The 17,039-nt window shown below is 67.8% G+C and carries 11 protein-coding genes; 7 read left to right on the top strand and 4 right to left on the bottom strand.

Annotation, left to right across the window (positions count from 1 at the left end; all coding sequences use genetic code 11):
- Positions 1-93 precede the first annotated feature (93 nt).
- The 4 genes from JL37_RS11535 (at position 94) to phoU (ending at position 4,970) form a co-directional block, all read left to right on the top strand.
- On the top strand, positions 94-1,623 hold the full coding sequence (locus JL37_RS11535) for an amidase (RefSeq protein WP_043544223.1): 1,530 nt from the start codon (positions 94-96) through the stop codon (positions 1,621-1,623).
- Positions 1,624-1,686: 63 nt separating this feature from the next.
- Entirely contained in the window at positions 1,687-3,348 is a 1,662-nt protein-coding gene (locus JL37_RS11530; protein ID WP_043544221.1) for an isovaleryl-CoA dehydrogenase, read from the top strand.
- A gap of 39 nt (positions 3,349-3,387) precedes the next feature.
- A complete protein-coding gene (gene rpiA, locus JL37_RS11525) occupies positions 3,388-4,068 on the top strand; it encodes a ribose-5-phosphate isomerase RpiA (RefSeq protein WP_043544218.1) in 681 nt (226 codons plus the stop codon).
- A 170-nt stretch (positions 4,069-4,238) separates the two neighbouring features.
- Positions 4,239-4,970: a phosphate signaling complex protein PhoU gene (gene phoU, locus JL37_RS11520; protein ID WP_043544216.1), complete on the top strand. Its 732-nt coding sequence runs from the start codon at positions 4,239-4,241 to the stop codon at positions 4,968-4,970.
- 252 nt (positions 4,971-5,222) lie between these two features.
- Here phoU and JL37_RS11515 read toward each other — a convergent pair whose 3' ends face one another.
- The gene (locus JL37_RS11515; RefSeq protein WP_043544215.1) at positions 5,223-7,175 is read right to left on the bottom strand and encodes a phosphocholine-specific phospholipase C; all 1,953 of its coding nucleotides are present in this window, start codon (positions 7,173-7,175) and stop codon (positions 5,223-5,225) included.
- A 57-nt stretch (positions 7,176-7,232) separates the two neighbouring features.
- Entirely contained in the window at positions 7,233-8,216 is a 984-nt protein-coding gene (locus JL37_RS11510; RefSeq protein ID WP_043544213.1) for a LysR family transcriptional regulator, read from the bottom strand.
- Between the two features lie 177 nt (positions 8,217-8,393).
- On the opposite strand from JL37_RS11510, the gene JL37_RS11505 reads away from it, so the two are divergent.
- Together JL37_RS11505 and JL37_RS11500 are read left to right on the top strand one after the other, a co-directional pair.
- A complete protein-coding gene (locus JL37_RS11505; protein WP_043544212.1) occupies positions 8,394-9,713 on the top strand; it encodes an MFS transporter in 1,320 nt (439 codons plus the stop codon).
- Positions 9,714-9,752: 39 nt separating this feature from the next.
- Positions 9,753-11,057 carry an ArgE/DapE family deacylase gene (locus tag JL37_RS11500; RefSeq protein ID WP_043544210.1) on the top strand — a complete coding sequence of 435 codons (1,305 nt, stop codon included), beginning with the start codon at positions 9,753-9,755 and terminating at the stop codon, positions 11,055-11,057.
- Positions 11,058-11,084: 27 nt separating this feature from the next.
- On the opposite strand, the gene JL37_RS11495 is transcribed toward JL37_RS11500, so the two are convergent.
- Both JL37_RS11495 and argA read right to left on the bottom strand, forming a co-directional pair.
- Complete coding sequence (locus tag JL37_RS11495; protein WP_043544209.1) at positions 11,085-11,357, bottom strand: oxidative damage protection protein; 273 nt, start codon at positions 11,355-11,357, stop codon at positions 11,085-11,087.
- A 105-nt stretch (positions 11,358-11,462) separates the two neighbouring features.
- Entirely contained in the window at positions 11,463-12,821 is a 1,359-nt protein-coding gene (gene argA, locus JL37_RS11490) for an amino-acid N-acetyltransferase (protein WP_043544207.1), read from the bottom strand.
- Between the two features lie 217 nt (positions 12,822-13,038).
- On the opposite strand from argA, the gene hrpA reads away from it, so the two are divergent.
- On the top strand, positions 13,039-16,968 hold the full coding sequence (gene hrpA / locus JL37_RS11485) for an ATP-dependent RNA helicase HrpA (RefSeq protein WP_043544205.1): 3,930 nt from the start codon (positions 13,039-13,041) through the stop codon (positions 16,966-16,968).
- Positions 16,969-17,039: the final 71 nt, after the last annotated feature.

Raw genomic sequence — 17,039 nt, 5'->3', positions numbered from 1 at the left:
GCCTGGGCTTCCGTCCAAGCTTGTTGCCCGGTCCGACAGCCGATATCCTGACGTTTGCGGCAATTCGCCGTCGATACCTGGAGCATCGCTAGCATGAGCACCGCTGAACGCCATGATTCCTCTACCCTCGACGCGACGGCGCTGGGCGTCGATATCGCGCAAGGGGCCACGACCGCGCTTGCCGCAATGCAGCAGGCGGCGGACAGGGTGGAGGCGCGCAATCCCGCGATCAACGCGGCTTGCGGCATGCAGGCGGAGCTCGGCCTGCGCCTGGCGCAGGCGCTGGACGAGGAACTGGCGAAGCTGTCCTCCGAACAGCGCATGGCGCAGCTGCCGCAGCGTCCTTTCCTGGGCGTGCCCACCTTGCTCAAGGACCTGGGCACCGCCGCGCTGGGCCTCCCAAGCGCAATGGGGTCGGTGCTCTATGGCCAGGTCGAATGGGATGTCGACGCCGAGATCGTCAAGCGGTACCGCCGCGCGGGCCTGATCCCGTTCGGCCGCACGACCAGCGCGGAACTCGGCTTGAGCCCCACCACGGAGTCGCCCGTCTACGGCCCGGCTACGCAGAACCCCTGGAAGGCCGGCCACAGCGCGGGCGGTTCCAGCGGAGGCGCCGGGGCGGCGCTGGCCAGCGGGATGGTGCGCATTGCGCACGGCAGCGATGGCGGCGGGTCGATCCGCATTCCGGCGTCCTGCTGCGGCGTGCTCGGCCTGAAGCCCTCGCGCGGACTGATGCCGCTGGGCCCGCTCAAGGGCGAAGGCTGGGGCGGGTTGGCCACGGAACACATGATGACCCTGTCGGTGCGCGACTGCGCGGCGTCCCTGGACATCAGCGCGGGCGCCGACGTGGGCGCGCCGTACGCGGCGCCCGTCCAGCCGGCGGAATCTTATCGAGGCGTCGTGGCGCGCGTGGCGGCCGATCCGCAGGCGGCCCCGCGCCGCCGCATCGCGTTCGTCAACACCACCTACGAGGGCGAGGCCATCCATCCGGAAGTGGCGGCCACCGTGGACGAGGCCGCCCGGTTCTTCGCCTCGCTCGGCCACGAGCTGGTGCCCGCCGCGCCGCCCGTCGGGTCCGAAGAGGTACTGTCGCCCATGCTGCCGCTGATCGCCAGCGCGGCGGCCAACGCGATCGATTCCTTCGTCGGCGCGCGCGGCCGCCGCCTCGCCGCCGATGAATTGCAGCCCACCACATTGGGCGCGCGCGAATATGCCCGTGCGATCTCCGGTGCGCAGTACGTGGCCTGCGTGGACACCTGCCACGACATCACGCGCCGAGTCGGCCGGTTCCTGGAGCGTGACGGCACGCAGGGGCACGACCTGTTCCTCAGCCCGGTGCTGGCCCAGCCGCCCGCGGCCATCGGCCGCTACGCCATGGACAACGCCGACTATCTGGCCTACCGTCTGGGGAAGAAGGGCGTCATCGGCTATTCGCCCTTCGCACCGCTGGCCAACCTGACCGGCATGCCCGCGATCTCCATTCCTTTCGGCATGTCGTCCGACGGCTTGCCCATCGGCATCCAGCTGATGGGGCGGCTCGGCAGCGAGGCCCTGCTGCTGGAACTGGCCGCGCAGGTCGAGGCGCTGCGGCCCTGGGTCCTGGTGGCGCCCATGGCGCGCTGAGGCGGCGGGGCCGCTGCGCCGAACGGCCGACGGCGCGCCAGCGGACGAATCCAGGGAGTTGCCATGTCATCGTTCGAGACGCACACCGTATTCAACCAGGTTCCGCCCCTGGAAGACTATTCCCTGTACGAAACCGATCCGGCGCTGCGCGCCGCGGTAAGCCGGGAGGGCGCGCAGGCCTGGGCGGGCGAACTGGCCGCGCATGGCGCCTGGCTGGGCCGCGCGCAAACGCTGGAGGCCGGCGCCCAGGTCAACCGCTGCCTGCCGCGGCTGCTCAACTACGACCGCGTCGGCCATCGCATCGACCACATCGATTTTCATCCGTCCTGGAACCTGCTCATGGCGGGCATCGTGGCGCGCGGCCTGCACAGCCGCGCCTGGGCGCAGCCCGAGCCGGGCGTGCAGGTGGCGCGCGCCGCCGCCTACGTGATGCAGGGCCAGGTCGAGGCCGGCACGCTGTGCCCCACGACCATGACCTTCGCCGCGGTGCCCCTGTTGCAGCGCGAGCCGGCCGGCGCCGTGGATTTCGCCGGCCAGTGGTTGACGGCCCTGTATTCGCGTGAATTCGACGGGGCGGATGCCCCGCTGTCCGCAAAGCGCGGAGCCCTGATCGGCATGGGGCTGACCGAAAAGCAGGGGGGCTCCGACCTGCGCGCGGTCAGCACGCGGGCCATGCCGCTCGAGGCGGCGGGCCGCGGCCGCCCCTACCGCCTCGTGGGGCATAAGTGGTTTCTCTCGGTGCCGCACGCGGACGCGCATCTGGTGCTGGCGCAGACGGACGAAGGGCTCAGCTGCTTCTTCGTGCCGCGCTGGATACCGGACGGGCCGCGCAACGCCGTCCGCCTGCGGCGGCTGAAGGACAAGCTGGGCAACTGCAGCAATGCCAGCGCCGAAGTCGAATTCGAGGATGCTTGGGGCGTCCTGCTGGGCGAGCCGGGCAGGGGCCTGGCGGCGTTGCTCGAAATGGCGGCGACCACCCGGCTGGACTGCGTGCTGGGCAGCACGGCGCTGTTGCGGCAGGCGCTGGTGCAGTCGGTTCATCATGCGCGGCATCGGCATGCCTTCGGCAAGGCCCTGCTCGAACAGCCGCTGATGCGCAATGTGCTGGCCGACCTGGCGCTGGAAAGCGAAGCCTCCATGGCGCTGGCGCTGCGCCTGGCGCGCGCCGTGGACGAGCGCGCGGATGCGCAGGCCCGCGCGCTGGTCCGCGTGGGCACGCCCGCCGCCAAGCTCTGGGTATGCAAGCGCGCCATCGCCGCGGTGGCGGAATGCATGGAAGTCTGGGGCGGGAACGGCTATGTGGAAGAGGGCCCTATGCCCAGGCTCTACCGCGAAACGCCGGTGAATTCCATCTGGGAAGGCTCGGGCAGCGTGATGGCCCTGGATGTGCTGCGGGCCTTGCAGCGTGAGCCCGAGGCGCTGCCCGCGCTGGAGCGCGAGTTCGCCTTGGTCAAGGGACAGAACCGGGATTTCGACGATGCCTTGGCGCGCTGGCACGCCCTGCTGCCGGATGGGGAGCAGGCCGAGTTCCAGGCGCGGCGCATCGCCGGCGGCCTGGCGCGGCTATGGCAGGCCGCCTTGCTGATCCAGCACGCCCCGGACGCCGTGGGGCAGGCATTCGCCGCCAGCCGCTTGCGCGCTGGCGGCGGCATTTTCGGCGAATTGGCCGCGGGGACGGATACCCAGGCCATCCTGGCCCGCGCCTGGCCCGCCGCCGCGTGCTAAATTTCCCGGCTGGACAAACCATTCCCGCATTTTCCCGCCATGCTCTCCCAGCAAGAACTCAAGCAGCAAGCCGCCGACGCGGCCTTGGAATTCGTTGAACAGGTCGCCGGCCCGGACGTCATCATCGGCGTGGGCACGGGCTCCACGGCCGACCTGTTCATCGACGGCCTCGCCAGTTTCAAGGGCCGCATCGGAGGCACGGTGGCCAGCTCGGAGCGCAGCGCCGCCCGGCTTGCCGACCACGGGCTGAAGGTGCTGGACCTGAACGACGTCGCCACCATGCCGGTCTACGTGGATGGCGCGGACGAGATCGACGCCAACCTCCACATGATCAAAGGCGGCGGCGGCGCGCTGACGCGGGAGAAGATCGTGGCGTCGGTGGCCGAGCGCTTCATCTGCATCGCCGACGAATCCAAGCTGGTGCAGACCATGGGCAAGTTCCCGCTGCCGATCGAAGTCATTCCGATGGCCCGCGAATCGGTGGCTCGCGCCATGGCGGCGATGGGCGGCCAGCCTCGGCTGCGCGAAGGTTTCGTGACCGATAACGGCAACATCATCCTGGACGTCTCGGGTCTGTCCATCACGGACGCCCGGGGTCTCGAAGCCCGCGTGAACAACCTGCCGGGCGTGGTCACCTGCGGCCTGTTCGCGCTGGCCGGCGCCGACGTGGCGCTGCTGGCCACGCAGAACGGCATCCGCCGCCTGGACCGCAAGGCCTGAGGCGCTTCCCGTGGGGCATTGCCGCTTGCCGGCCTGCCTTGCAGGCGGCAGGGGCCCGATTCATAATCCTGTCACACTTGGGTCATAACCTTGCGGGTTGTGCAGGCCCATCTCGTAACACTCTTTAATTTCGGGGCATTGCAATGAGATCAACCACGCAGGGAGCCCGGATGTCGGAGCACACAAACAAACAGTTCGACGCGGATCTGGAAAGCGTCCGTTCGCAGTTCTTGCAAATGGGCGGCTTGGTGGAAGCCATGATCCAGGAGGCCATCGACGCATTGGCCAGCGGGGACCTGTCGCTGGTTGAAAAGGTTCGCGAGCGCGAAAAGGAAGTCAACCGCCACGAGGTCGAGATCGACGAGAGCATCAGCCGGATCCTGGCGCGGCACCAGCCCACCGCCATCGACCTGCGCATGCTGATGGCCGTATCGAAGATGCTGACCGACATGGAGCGTTCCGGCGACGAGGCCGAGAAGGTCGCGACGGTCGCGCGCCGCATCCACGAGGCCGAACTGCGCCACATCCCGGTGATCGAACTGCGCCACATGGCCGCCAATGTGCGCACCATGCTGCACCAGGCGCTGGACGCCTTCGCCCGCCTCGATCCCATCCTGGCCGCCGCCGTCGTGCGCAGCGACAAGGAAGTGGACAAGGAATGGAAGGGCGCGCTGCGCCACCTCATCACCTACATGATCGAAGACCCGCGCACCATCTCGCGCGCCATCGACATGATCTTCATCGCCCGCGCGCTCGAACGCATCGGCGACCACGCCAAGAACATGTCCGAACGCGTGATCTACATGGTCAAGGGCGCGGACGTGCGCCACACCGGCGTGAAGAACACCGAGCGCCAGGCGCGCGGCGACGCGGACTCGGACGAGCCGCAACAGGAGCAGTAGTTTTTCGCGGTGGGTGCCTGACACCAGCAGCTTATGGCGGGTGTCTGACACCCGGGCGGGCCGGCTTCAGCTTGACGGGTTGCTCGTAGGGGTGTCAGACACCTCTATTTCGGGCGGCTTGCTCGTAGGGATGTCAGGCACCTGATACCCTGTGGAAACGCAGGTGTCTGACACCCTGGAGAAATGCTCCTCGCATCACGCAAGCGCGGCAAAGGGTGTCTGACACCCCCGCAAGCCGCCGGCCTTCCCGCCTCACCCTTCGGCCAACACCACCGCCTCCAGCCTGGGATCCGGCACGCCAGACTTGCCGCCGTCGATCCGGCCGGCCAGCCGCCGTCCAAAGGCCGGCATGCCCGGGACGGCCAGCTCCACGTCGTACCAGCCTTCGCGCCCCGGGTACTCCACGTCCACTGCGCCGCCGGCCGGCACCTGCGTCGCGGTGCACCAGCCATCTCCCATGCGCGACGCCAGCTCCACGGACTGCACGGCGCGGCCGTTGTTGACCAGGCGCAGCCGCACGCCGGCGGCGGCCGGCGCCAGGTGCGCCTCCAGGCATCCGGCGTCGCGGGCGTCGCCGCGGAAATGCCGGTGGAAGCCATCGGGGCCCAGCAGCCACAAGTCATAGGCGCCATCATCGTTCAGGCGCCAGCCGTCGTCCAGGCGATCGCCGGCGCCCACCGTGTAGCGGCGCGGCGCACGTTCCAGCGCAAGCCGATCGTACACATGCAGTACCGCGCCCGCCCCGCCGGGATTGCGCAGCGTCAGCCGGTAGTGCCGGCCGTCCGCGGCCATTGCGCCTCGGGCTTCGAACGCATACGGAAGCGGGCAGGCGCGGCGCTTGCCGTCTTCCGCCTGCGGTCCGCGATCCCCAGTGAAGTCGAAAGCGGAGGTCAGGTCCCCGGCCACCGTGCGCCGCCACGCGCTGATATTGGGTTCGGCCACGCCGAAGCGGGCTTCCAGGAAGCGGATCACGGATGTGTGGTCGAACACTTGCGAGTTGACCCAGCCGCCGCGGCTCCAGGGCGAGATCACCAGCATCGGCACGCGCGGCCCCAGGCCGAAGCCGCGGCCGTGCAGGCTAGCCGGATCGTCCGGCGTGGAGGCGCTGGGGCCGTGCCGCGCATCGTGGTATTCGCCTTCCAGCTCGACGGTGGACAGGCCCCCCGATGCGCCGTCCGCGGTGCGCGCCGGCGGCGCGGGCGGCGGCATGTGGTCGAAGAAGCAGTCGTTTTCGTCATAGGTGACGAAGAACACGCAGCGGCTCCAGGTGGCGGGGTCGCGCGTCAGGATATCCAGCACGCGCTCGGTATAGGCGCCGCCCCGGCGGGGCGAAGAGACCTCCGGATGCTCCGAGTCGGCGGTAGGCGCGATGATCCACGACACCTGCGGCAGCGTGCCCTGGGCGACGTCGCGGGCCAGGTCGTCCAGCGTATGTGTGGACAGGCCGCGATCGCGCAAGGGAGCGGATGCGCCGCCGTCCGCATGCTGCCGGCGATATTGCCTGAAGCCGGCCAGCGGATTGTCGTGATAGTTGTCCTCCATGTCCTGGTAGATGCGCCAGTCCACGCCTGCGTCCTGCAGGCGTTCCGGATAGGTGGTCCAGGCGTAGCCTTCGGCGATGGGGCCCAGGCGGTCGAAGGTGTTCACCAGCGCCGGGCCGCCCGCCCGTCCCGAAGGATCGTTCGTACCGGTCCACAGGAACAGGCGGTTCGGATTGGTGCCGGCATGCATCGAGCAGTGGTAGGCATCGCATAGCGTGAAGGCGTTGGCCAGCGCGGTCTGGAACGGGATGTCGGCGCCGTCGTAGGCGCCCATGCCGAGCCGGCTCTTGGCGGGCAGCCATTGGTCCATGCGCCCATCGTTCCAGGCGCGCTGGGCATCGTCCCAGGTGTGGGGCGTGATATAGCCCACGGGCGTATCGCCGGCGTATTCGCCACGCAGGGCATAGGGGCGGACCCGCGCCGCGCCGTCCGCCTGCGTCAGAACGTCGCCCGCGGCCGTGGGCGCGGGCAGCGGATCCGCGAAGCCCCGCACCCCGGGCAACGTGCCGAAATAATGATCGAAGGAGCGGTTCTCCTGCATCAGGATCACCACGTGGCGCACGTCCTGCAGCGTGCCGGTCTGGCGGTCGGGAGCGATGGAGCGGGCGCGCGCGATGGCGTCCGGCTGCCTGGCGGGGAAGGGCGGGCTCGATGCTTTGGTCATGACGGCTTTACGGTTGGCCGGGCCCGTTGCGGCCGGCGATAGGAGAATCTTAAGGCCTTACTGGGGCAGGGTCGCGAGCAGGCGCTGCGGCAAGGAGTAATTGTCGATGTGCTTGCGGAACGACGCAATGAACAGATCCTCGGCCGCGCTGCGATGGGCGTCGCCGCGCCAAAGAAGATGAAGGTCGGCGGCGCACACGCCCTCGCCGGGCGGCAGGCGCCATAACCTGCCTTCCGCGAGATCCGCTTGCACGCTGTGCTCCGGCAGGCAGCCTATGCCGAAACCCGCGACCAGCAGCCGCTTGACTTCGTCGTGCTGCGACGAAGTGGCGACGATCCTGCCCGAAAAGCCGCGCTGGTCGCGGAAGATCGTCAATGGCGACAGGCTGTCTCCCAGCGCATCGCTGGCGAAAGAGACGAAGTCCTCTCCGAGCAGGTCTTCCATGCGGATGTCGGGGCGGCCGAACAAGGCGTGGTTCCTGCCGCAGAACAAGGCGTAGCGCTGTTGCAGGAACAACTTGTGGTCCAGGCGTTTCGGAATCTGCCGGCACAGCGCGATGCCGGCGGTGGCGCCCCGTTGCTGTACGACGCTGACGATCTCGCTGCTGGGCAGCACGTCCAGCTGTACCTCGATGCGAGGATGGGCGCGATGAAAGCCCGCCCAGAAGTCGTCGTAGACCGCCGAATGGATGCGGCTGGCGACGAGCACATGGATGCGTCCCACCGTCTGCTCTTCGGCCTGCGCCACGTCGTTGACGAGCTGGGACACGCTCCCGTGGATGGCCTCGGCGGCCTGGCGCACCTCTTCGCCGGCCTGCGTGACCGCGAATCGGGCGTGATGCCGTTCGATCAGCCTGCGGTCGAGTTGCTGCTCCAGGCGGCGCAGGGCCTGGCTGACCGCGGACTGGGTGATATGCAGTTTGATAGCAGCCCCACTAATGCTGCGCTCCTGGACGATCACCAGAAAGGTGCGCAGCAGGTTCCAGTCCAGGCGATCGATCTTGCGGGCCGTCGCCACGGGGGAAAGCGGATCTTCATTCATAACGCATTGATAGTTAAGAAATATGCGGCAGGCTCGGCGTTCGGCCGCAGAGGCGGGCGTCTCCCTCATCGACATTAATTTTACTTAACTTGATGATTAGAAAACAGAAATTGACCGTATGTCGTGCGGCGGGCGATAAAGCGGCCATCAAAAGCAAAGACATTCCGAGGAGGAAATATGACAGGCCCCGCCCATCCACCCACCGCCAAGCAGCCGGTGCGCGCCGCCGCCGCCGCGTTCATCGGCACCACCATCGAGTGGTACGACTTCTACATCTACGCCACCGCGGCCGCGCTGGTCTTCGGCAAGGTGTTTTTCCCGGCGGCGGACCCTTTCGTCAGCACGATGGCGTCGTTCGGCACTTTCGCGGCCGGGTTCCTGGCCAGGCCGCTGGGAGGGCTGGTGTTCGGCCATCTGGGCGACCGGATCGGGCGCAAGAACGCGCTGATGGCCACGCTGATCATCATGGGCGTGGCCACGGTGGGCATAGGCCTGCTTCCGGGCTACGAACAGGCCGGCCTGCTGGCGCCCGCGCTGCTGTTGCTGCTGCGCCTGGCGCAAGGCCTTGCGGTGGGCGGCGAATGGGGCGGAGCCGTGCTGATGGCGGGCGAGCACGCGTCCCAGCGCCGCCGCACGTTCGCGGCGTCCTTCGCGCAGTTGGGAAGCCCGGCCGGCCTGATCCTCTCTCTGGTGGCCTTCCGCCTGATCACTACGCTGGACGAGGCCGATTTCCTGGCCTGGGGCTGGCGCATACCGTTCCTCGTCAGCGCCGTCCTGCTGGCGGTCGGTTATTTCATCCGGATCGGCGTAAGCGAATCGCCTGATTTCGCCAAGGTGCTTGCGCGCCAGGAGACGCTGGAGATCCCGGCCCGCGAAGTCATGCGCACGGCCTGGCGCACGGTGCTGTTGTGCATGGGGGTTTGCACCGTCGCCATCGGCGGCATTTATTTCACCAACACCTTCATGCTGGCCTACACGACGCAGACGCTCGGCCTGGACCGCGCGATGATCCTCGACTGCCTGTTCGCGGTCGCGATCATCCAGTTCTTCGTGCAGCCGCTCGCCGCCTGGTTCGCGGAATCGCTGGGCACGGCGCGCGTGCTGATCGTCGCCGCCGCTTGCTCGGTGCTGGCGCCGTATCCGATGTTCATGCTGGTCAGCCATGCCACGCCCCTGAGCATCGTGGCGGGCATCGCGATTGTGCTGGTGTTCATGGCGACGATCTACTCGGCCATGGCCGGCTTCATCAGTTCGGCTTTCGACACCCACGTGCGCTATTCGGGGATTTCGCTCTCGTACCAGTTGTGCGGAGCGATCGCCGGCGGCTTCACGCCCCTGGTCGGCACCTGGCTGTCGCACCGGTACCCCGGCCAGTGGATGCCGCTGGCGCTGTTCTATTCGGGCCTTTCGCTCATCACCCTGGTTTCCATCTGGGGCCTGGCTGCGCACAAGCAGCGCGCCGCCGGAGCCGCAACGGCCGCCACCCGCGCCGCCTGAGCCGTATCGCTCCCGTTCTACTACATTCAAGGAGATTGCATGGACAACGCAACCGCGCCCGCCGCGCTGACTTCCGAACAAATCAGCCGCATCCTGCGGGCCGTCGACGAACGCTTCGATGCGCAGCTGGCCTTCACGCAGGATCTGGTGCGCTTTCCCTCGCTGCGCGAACAGGAGCATACGGCGCAGGACTTTCTGTACGAGGCGATGCGCCAGCGCGGCTTCTCGATGGACCGCTGGAAGATCGACGTCGATGACATCCGCTCCCATCCGGGCTTCGGCCCCGTCACGGTGTCATACGAAAACGCCTTCAACGTGGTCGGAACCTATCGGCCCGACGTGCAGACGGGCCGTTCCCTGATCCTCAACGGACATATCGACGTGGTTCCCACCGGCCCCCAGGAAATGTGGAGCCGCTCGCCCTGGGACCCCGCCATCATCGACGGCTGGATGTACGGCCGCGGCGCGGCCGACATGAAGGCCGGGCTGGCGGCGAACCTGTATGCCTACGATGCGCTGCGGACGGCAGGCTATGCGCCGGGGGCTCCCATCCATTTCCAGTCGGTGGTGGAGGAAGAGTGCACGGGCAACGGCGCGTTGGCGGCCCTGCTGCGCGGCTACAAGGCCGACGCCGTCATCATCCCCGAGCCGGAAGAGAACATGCTGGTGCGCGCCAACGTGGGCGTGCTGTGGTTCAAGGTCCGCGTGCAGGGGCATCCCACGCACACGCGGGAAATGGCCAACGGCTTCAACGCCATCGACGCGGCCTACGCCGCGATAGAGGCGCTGCGCCGGGTGGAAGCGAAATGGAACGGACAGCACCACTGCCACCGGCACTTCGAGCACCTGGACCATCCCATCAATTTCAACATCGGCAAGATCGAGGGCGGCGACTGGCCGTCGACGGTGCCGCCATGGTGCGAATTCGATGTGCGCGCCGCCATCTATCCGGGCACCACGGCCGACGAGGCCCGGGCCGAGATCGATGCCTGCCTGCGCGAAGCCGTGTCGGACCCGCGCCTGGGGGGCACAGCGCCGCAGGTGGCCTACACTGGGTTCTATGCCGAAGGCTATGTGCTGGAGGAAGGGTCGGACGCCGAGAACACGCTGCGCGATTGCCATCGGCAGGCATTCCAGAGCGAACTGCAGAGTTTCACGACGCCGGGCTACCTGGACGCGCGCGTGTTCGTGATCTATGGAGATATGCCGACGCTGGTGTATGGCCCCAAATCGCTGGACATCCACGGATTCGACGAGCGCGTCCACCTGGAGTCGCTGCGCCTGATCACCAAGACGATTGCGCTGTTCATCGCGCAATGGTGCGGTTTGCAGGCGCCGGCATAAGGGCCGCGGGGCGCGGCCGTTCGTGGATCAGGCCGAGGGCGGAACGTAGCCCTGGGCTTCGACGCTGCCGTCTTCGAACAGGAAGCGCTCCATTTGCTGCTGCAGGTACTTGCGCGCGCGGGCATCCGCCAGGTTCAGGCGGTTTTCATTGACCAGCCGCGTCTGGATCGCCTTCCATTCTTCCCAGGCTTCCTTCGAGATGCTTTGCCAGATGCGGGTGCCGAGTTCGCCGGGGTAGGGAGGAAAATCCAGCCCTTCGGCTTCACGCTTCAATTTCACACAGTTGACGATACGAGCCATGATTCGCTGCCGGAAAAATAAGTAAGCCGGTATTTTACCGGGCTTGGCCCCCCATGGACGCCAAGCCCCTTCAGCCTCTGCGGTAACCGTCCCGCGCCGGGGCGGTTACAGCTTTTTGATGAAGACCAGGCTGTTGCGCGAACGGTTGTAGTTGTTCTGCTTTTCGCGGGGCAGGTCGGCGATGCCGCCCTGCACGAAACCGCGCTTCATGAACCAGTGCGAGGTCCGGGTGGTCAGCACGAACAGCCGCTTGGCGCCCGCGGCGCGCGCGCGCGATTCCATGTGGCGCAGCAGGATTTCGCCTTCGCCCGAGCCCTGCCATTCCGGATGCACGATCAGGCAGGCCATTTCCGCCATCTGCTCTTCCGGGAACATGTGCAAGGTGGCGCAGCCGTAGATCACGGCATCGTGCTCCAGCACCGTGAAGTTTTCGACGTCGCGCTCGACCACGCTGCGGGGACGGGGCACCAGGGTGCCGTCGGCCTCCAGCGGCTCGATCAGGCTGAGGATCGCGCCCACGTCGTCGATCGTGGCCGGGCGCAGGTCGTCCAGTGTGTCTTCGACCACCATGGTGCCCACGCCGTCGTGGGTGAAGATTTCAAGCAGCACGCTGCCGTCCAGCGTGAAGGGCAGCAGGTGCGCGCGGGCCACGCCGCGCTTGACGGCCAGGGAGGCGCAATGCAGGAAGGCGTGGGTGTCCTCGTCCAGCGTGCCTGCGGCCAGCAGCGCGTCGGCGTCCACGCGGGCGAGTTCGGTGTCCAGCGTGCCGTCGTCGTTCATCACGCCCGGCGAACCGGACAGGAAGATCAGTTTTTCGGCGCGCAGCGCCACGGCGACGCTGGTGGCCAGGTCTTCCATGGCCAGATTGAACGCGTCGCCGGTGGGCGAGAAGCCCAGCGGCGACAGCAGCACGACGGACGAGCCTTTTTCGATGGCGAATTTCAGCGCGTCGATGTCGATCTTGCGGACCTGGCCGGTGTGCTTGTAGTCCACGCCGTCGATCACGCCGGCGGGGCGCGCCGTGACGAAATTGCCGGAAATGACGCGGATGTGCGCATGCGACATGGGCGTGTTCGGCAGGCCCTGGCTGAAAGCGGCCTCGATATCCAGGCGGATCTCGCCGGCGGCTTCCTTGGCGCATTCCAGCGCGGCGGCGTCGGTGGGGGACATGCCGCGATCGAACTGCTGCGTGAAGCCCTTCAGGCGCAACTGCTCATTGACCTGCGGGCGGGATCCGTGCACCAGCACCAGGCGGATGCCCAGCGAGGACAGCAGCGACAGGTCCTGCACCAGCGCGTTCAGCGCGCCGGCCTGCACCAGTTCGCCGCCGAACGCCACCACGAACGTCTTGCCTCGGAACGCATGCACATGGGGCGCCACGTCTCGAAACCATCGGACGAACTGGGCGGGTGCGAATTCGGGGGCTTCGAGGGCGGAGACGGTGTCTGGTTCCAGGTCGGGCATGATGGGTGGAGGGATTCCTGAGAGTCGGTCAAAACGCGGCGCCATGCCGCGTCATAGCGCCGTCGCGCGGACGGCGTGGCGAAATTATATGACCGCCAGGGGGGCGCCGCATGCGGAATACAGCGCGAATTCCATGCCCGATTCACCGGTTTGGGGCCGGACCGACCAGCGGGGGCGCGCGGAAATTTATAATGTCGGCCTAACCGGACTATCGTACATGCCTGAATCCTCCAGCCCGCGGGCGCCCAAGACCGCGGACGCGGCGGCCCCGGCGGCGGCCGCTGCACAGAATACGCGCCGAGCGCCGCGCCCCGAGCGGCCCATCCCCGCGGTGACTTACCCCGAAGACCTGCCCGTCAGCGCGCGGCGCCAGGAGATCGCTCGCGCCATCGCCGGCCACCAGGTCGTGATCGTCAGCGGCGAGACCGGCTCGGGCAAGACCACGCAGCTGCCCAAGATCTGCCTGGAACTGGGCCGCGGCCGCCAGAAGATGATCGGCCACACCCAGCCGCGCCGCCTGGCGGCGACTTCGGTGGCCAAGCGCATCGCCGAGGAACTGAATACGCCGATGGGCGAGGTGGTGGGCTACCAGGTGCGGTTCAACGACCGCACCGGCCCTAACGCGTCCATCAAACTGATGACGGACGGCATCCTGCTGGCCGAGTCGCAGCGCGACCCGCTCCTGCGCCGCTATGACACCATCATCATCGACGAGGCGCACGAACGCAGCCTGAATATCGACTTCCTGCTGGGCTACCTGAAGCAGCTGCTGCCGCGTCGCCCGGACCTGAAGCTCATCATCACCTCGGCCACGATCGACGCCGAGCGCTTCGCCCGGCATTTCGCCTCGTCCGAGGACAAGCCCGCGCCGGTCATCGAGGTGTCCGGCCGCCTGTACCCCGTCGAAGTCCGCTACCGTCCCGTGCGCGAAGAGCCGGCGCCGGACGAGGCGCCGGCCTCGGGCAAGCCCGGGCGCGACCGCGAGCGCATGTCGGGCGACGAGGAACGCGATCTGATCGACGCCATCGTGGACGCCGTGGACGAATGCGCGCGGCATGGCCCGGGCGACGTGCTGGTCTTCCTGCCCGGCGAACGCGAGATCCGCGAATCCGCTGAGGCGCTGCGCAAGCGCCATCCGGCCGGCACCGAAGTGCTGCCGCTCTATGCGAGGCTGTCGCAGGCCGAGCAGGAACAGATTTTCCATCCGCGCACCAATGCCCGGCGCATCGTGCTGGCCACCAACGTGGCGGAAACCTCGCTGACCGTGCCCGGCATCCGTTTCGTGGTCGACAGCGGGCTGGCGCGCATCAAGCGGTATTCCTGGCGTAACAAGGTCGAACAGCTGCGCATCGAGCCGATCAGCCGGGCCTCGGCCAACCAGCGCGCCGGCCGCTGCGGCCGCGTGGGGCCGGGCGTCTGCATCCGGCTCTACGACGAGCAGGACTTCAACAACCGGGCGCCGTTCACCGATCCGGAAGTGCTGCGTTCCTCGCTGGCGTCGGTCATCCTGCGGATGAAGTCGCTGAAGCTGGACGATATCGAGCAGTTCCCCTTCGTCGAGGCCCCTCCCGGCCGCGCGGTGGCCGACGGCTACCATTTGCTGCAGGAGCTGGGCGCGATCGAACTGGCGTCTCCGTCCGGCGACGAGGCGGACGGCACGCGCACCGGCGCCTCCTTCGCGCTGACCCGCACGGGGCAGGAACTGGCCAAGCTGCCCGTGGACCCGCGCATCGGCCGGATGATCCTGGCGGCGCGCGAACATCAGTGCCTGGCGGAAATGCTGATCATCGCCTCGGCCCTGTCGGTGCAGGATCCGCGCGACCGCCCCATGCAGGAGCGCGAGGCCGCCGAGGCCGCGCACGCCAAGTTCGGCGATGACAAATCCGAGTTCATTTCCTTCCTGAAGCTGTGGCGCTGGTACGGCGAGCAGGTGCAGCACAAGGCTTCCCAGCGCAAGCTGGTGGCGCTGCTGCGCCAGAACTTCCTGTCGCCTATCCGGCTGCGGGAATGGCACGACGTGCACACCCAGCTGGCGGCCCTGGTGGGCGAGCAGGGCTGGCGCGTGAACCAGGCCGAAGCCACCTATGAGCAGCTGCATCTGGCGCTGCTGTCGGGGCTGCTAGGCAACATCGGCTTCAAGAGCGACGAGGGCGGCCACTACCAAGGAGCCCGCGAGATCCGCTTCCACATCCATCCGGGTTCGCGGTTGGTGAAGAAGGCGGGGCGCTGGATCGTCGCCGCCGAACTGGTCGAGACCACGCGTCTCTACGCGCGCTGCGTGGCGCGGATCGACCCTACGTGGCTGGAAAAAGTGGCCGCGCACCTGATCCGTCGCAACTGGTCCGATCCCCGCTGGGAAAAGAAGGCCGGGCAGGTCGTGGCCAACGAGCGGGCCACGCTGTACGGGCTGGTCATCTATGCCGGCCGTCGCATCCACTACGGCCGCGTCAATCCGGCGCACGCGCGCGAGCTCTTCATCCGCCAGGCCCTGGTGCCGGGCGAGATCGACACGCGCCTGGCCTTCGTGGCGCACAACCGCAAGCTCATCGCCGGCATCGAGAAGCTCGAGCACCAGACCCGCCGCCCCGACATCCTGGTCGACGACGAACTGATCTACGCCTTCTACGACCGCCAGCTGCCCGAAGGCATCTCGCAGACGGCCACACTGGAAAAGTGGGTGTCGGGGCTGGACAAGGCGGCGGCCGCCCAGCTGCTCTTGACCCGCGACGAACTGATGCGGCATGAAGCGGCGGGGGTCACGACCGACGTATTCCCCAAGAAGGTGGAATGGCAGGGCGTGTCCATGGCCCTGGACTACCATTTCGAGCCCGGCTCCGCGCGCGACGGCGTGACGCTGTCGGTGCCGCTGTTCGCCTTGAACCAGATCGACCCGGCGCGCTGCGAATGGCTGGTGCCCGGCATGCTCAAGGAAAAGGTGCATCTGCTCCTGAAATCCCTGCCCCAGAAGCTGCGCCGCCACTGCGTGCCGCTGCCGGACTACGCCGCCGGATTCTACGACCGCTGGTTCGACCGCCTGGGCGATCCGCAGCAGGGGCTGGTGGACGCCCTCATCGCCGATATGTGGAGCCAGGTCCAGGTCCGTCCGGCGGTGGCGGATTTCAAGCTGGAAACCCTGCCCGCACACCTGTTCATGAATTTCCGGGTGGTCGACGAGCATGGCCGCATGCTGGCGGCGGGGCGCAACCTGGCGCAACTGCGCGCCGAATTCGGCAAGCAGGCGCAAGCCACCTTCCAGCAGCTCGCGGCCAGCGACACGCAGGTCGCCCAGGCGCTGGCGCACGAGAACCTGACGTCCTGGTCCTTCGGCCCTCTGCCGGAGATCATGGAGATCAAGCGGCGCGGGCAGTCCGTCATCGGCTACCCGGCGCTGGTGGACCGCGGCGCCCATTGCGACCTGGACGTGTTCGACGATCCTGACGAGGCCCGCAAGCACCATCGCGCCGGCCTGCTCAAGCTGTTCCGCCTGGGGCTGCGCGAGCAGGTGAAGTTCCTGGAAAAGAACCTGACGGACCTGACCCGTATCAGCATGCTCTACATGACGCTGGGCACGCAGGAAGAGCTGCGCGACCAGATCGTCGACTGCGCGCTGGGGCAGGCCTGCCTGGCCGATCCGTGGCCGGTGAACGAGCAGCAGTTCGAGGCGCGGCGCGCCGACGGCAAGGGCCGGCTGGGCCTGCTGGCCCAGGAGGTGGCCCGCCTGGCGGGGGCCGTGCTGACGGAGTACGCGGCGGTGCAGCGCAAGCTGCCCCAGGCCAAGCCGCATGCCACCGCCTACGCCGACCTGCAGGCGCAGTTGGGCGCGCTGATGCCCAAGTGGTTCATCCGCGACACGCCGTACGCCCAGCTCGCGCATTTCCCGCGCTATTTGAAGGCTGTCCAGGCGCGCATCGACAAGCTGCGCGCCGATCCCGCGCGCGATGCGAAGCTGGTGGCGGAAATGGCGCCGCTGCTGACCCAGTACCAGCGGGCGCGCTCGGCTTTGAAGGGGGCGCCGGATCCTCGGCTGGATGAGTTCCGCTGGTTGCTGGAAGAGTTGCGCGTGGCCCTGTTCGCGCAGGAACTGCGCACGCCGATGCCGGTGTCCGTGAAGCGGCTGATGAAGAGCTGGGAGTCAATGCAGCGGTAGAGGGGGCAGCGCAGTGTCTGACACCCCCGGCAGAGCAGTGTCTGACACCCCCGGCAGAGCAGTGTCTGACA

The organism is Achromobacter sp. RTa (assembly GCF_000757485.1).
Lineage (GTDB): Bacteria > Pseudomonadota > Gammaproteobacteria > Burkholderiales > Burkholderiaceae_B > Achromobacter.
The sequence above is the reverse complement of the archived record's forward strand: the minus strand, read 5'-3'. Positions and strand labels throughout refer to the sequence as shown.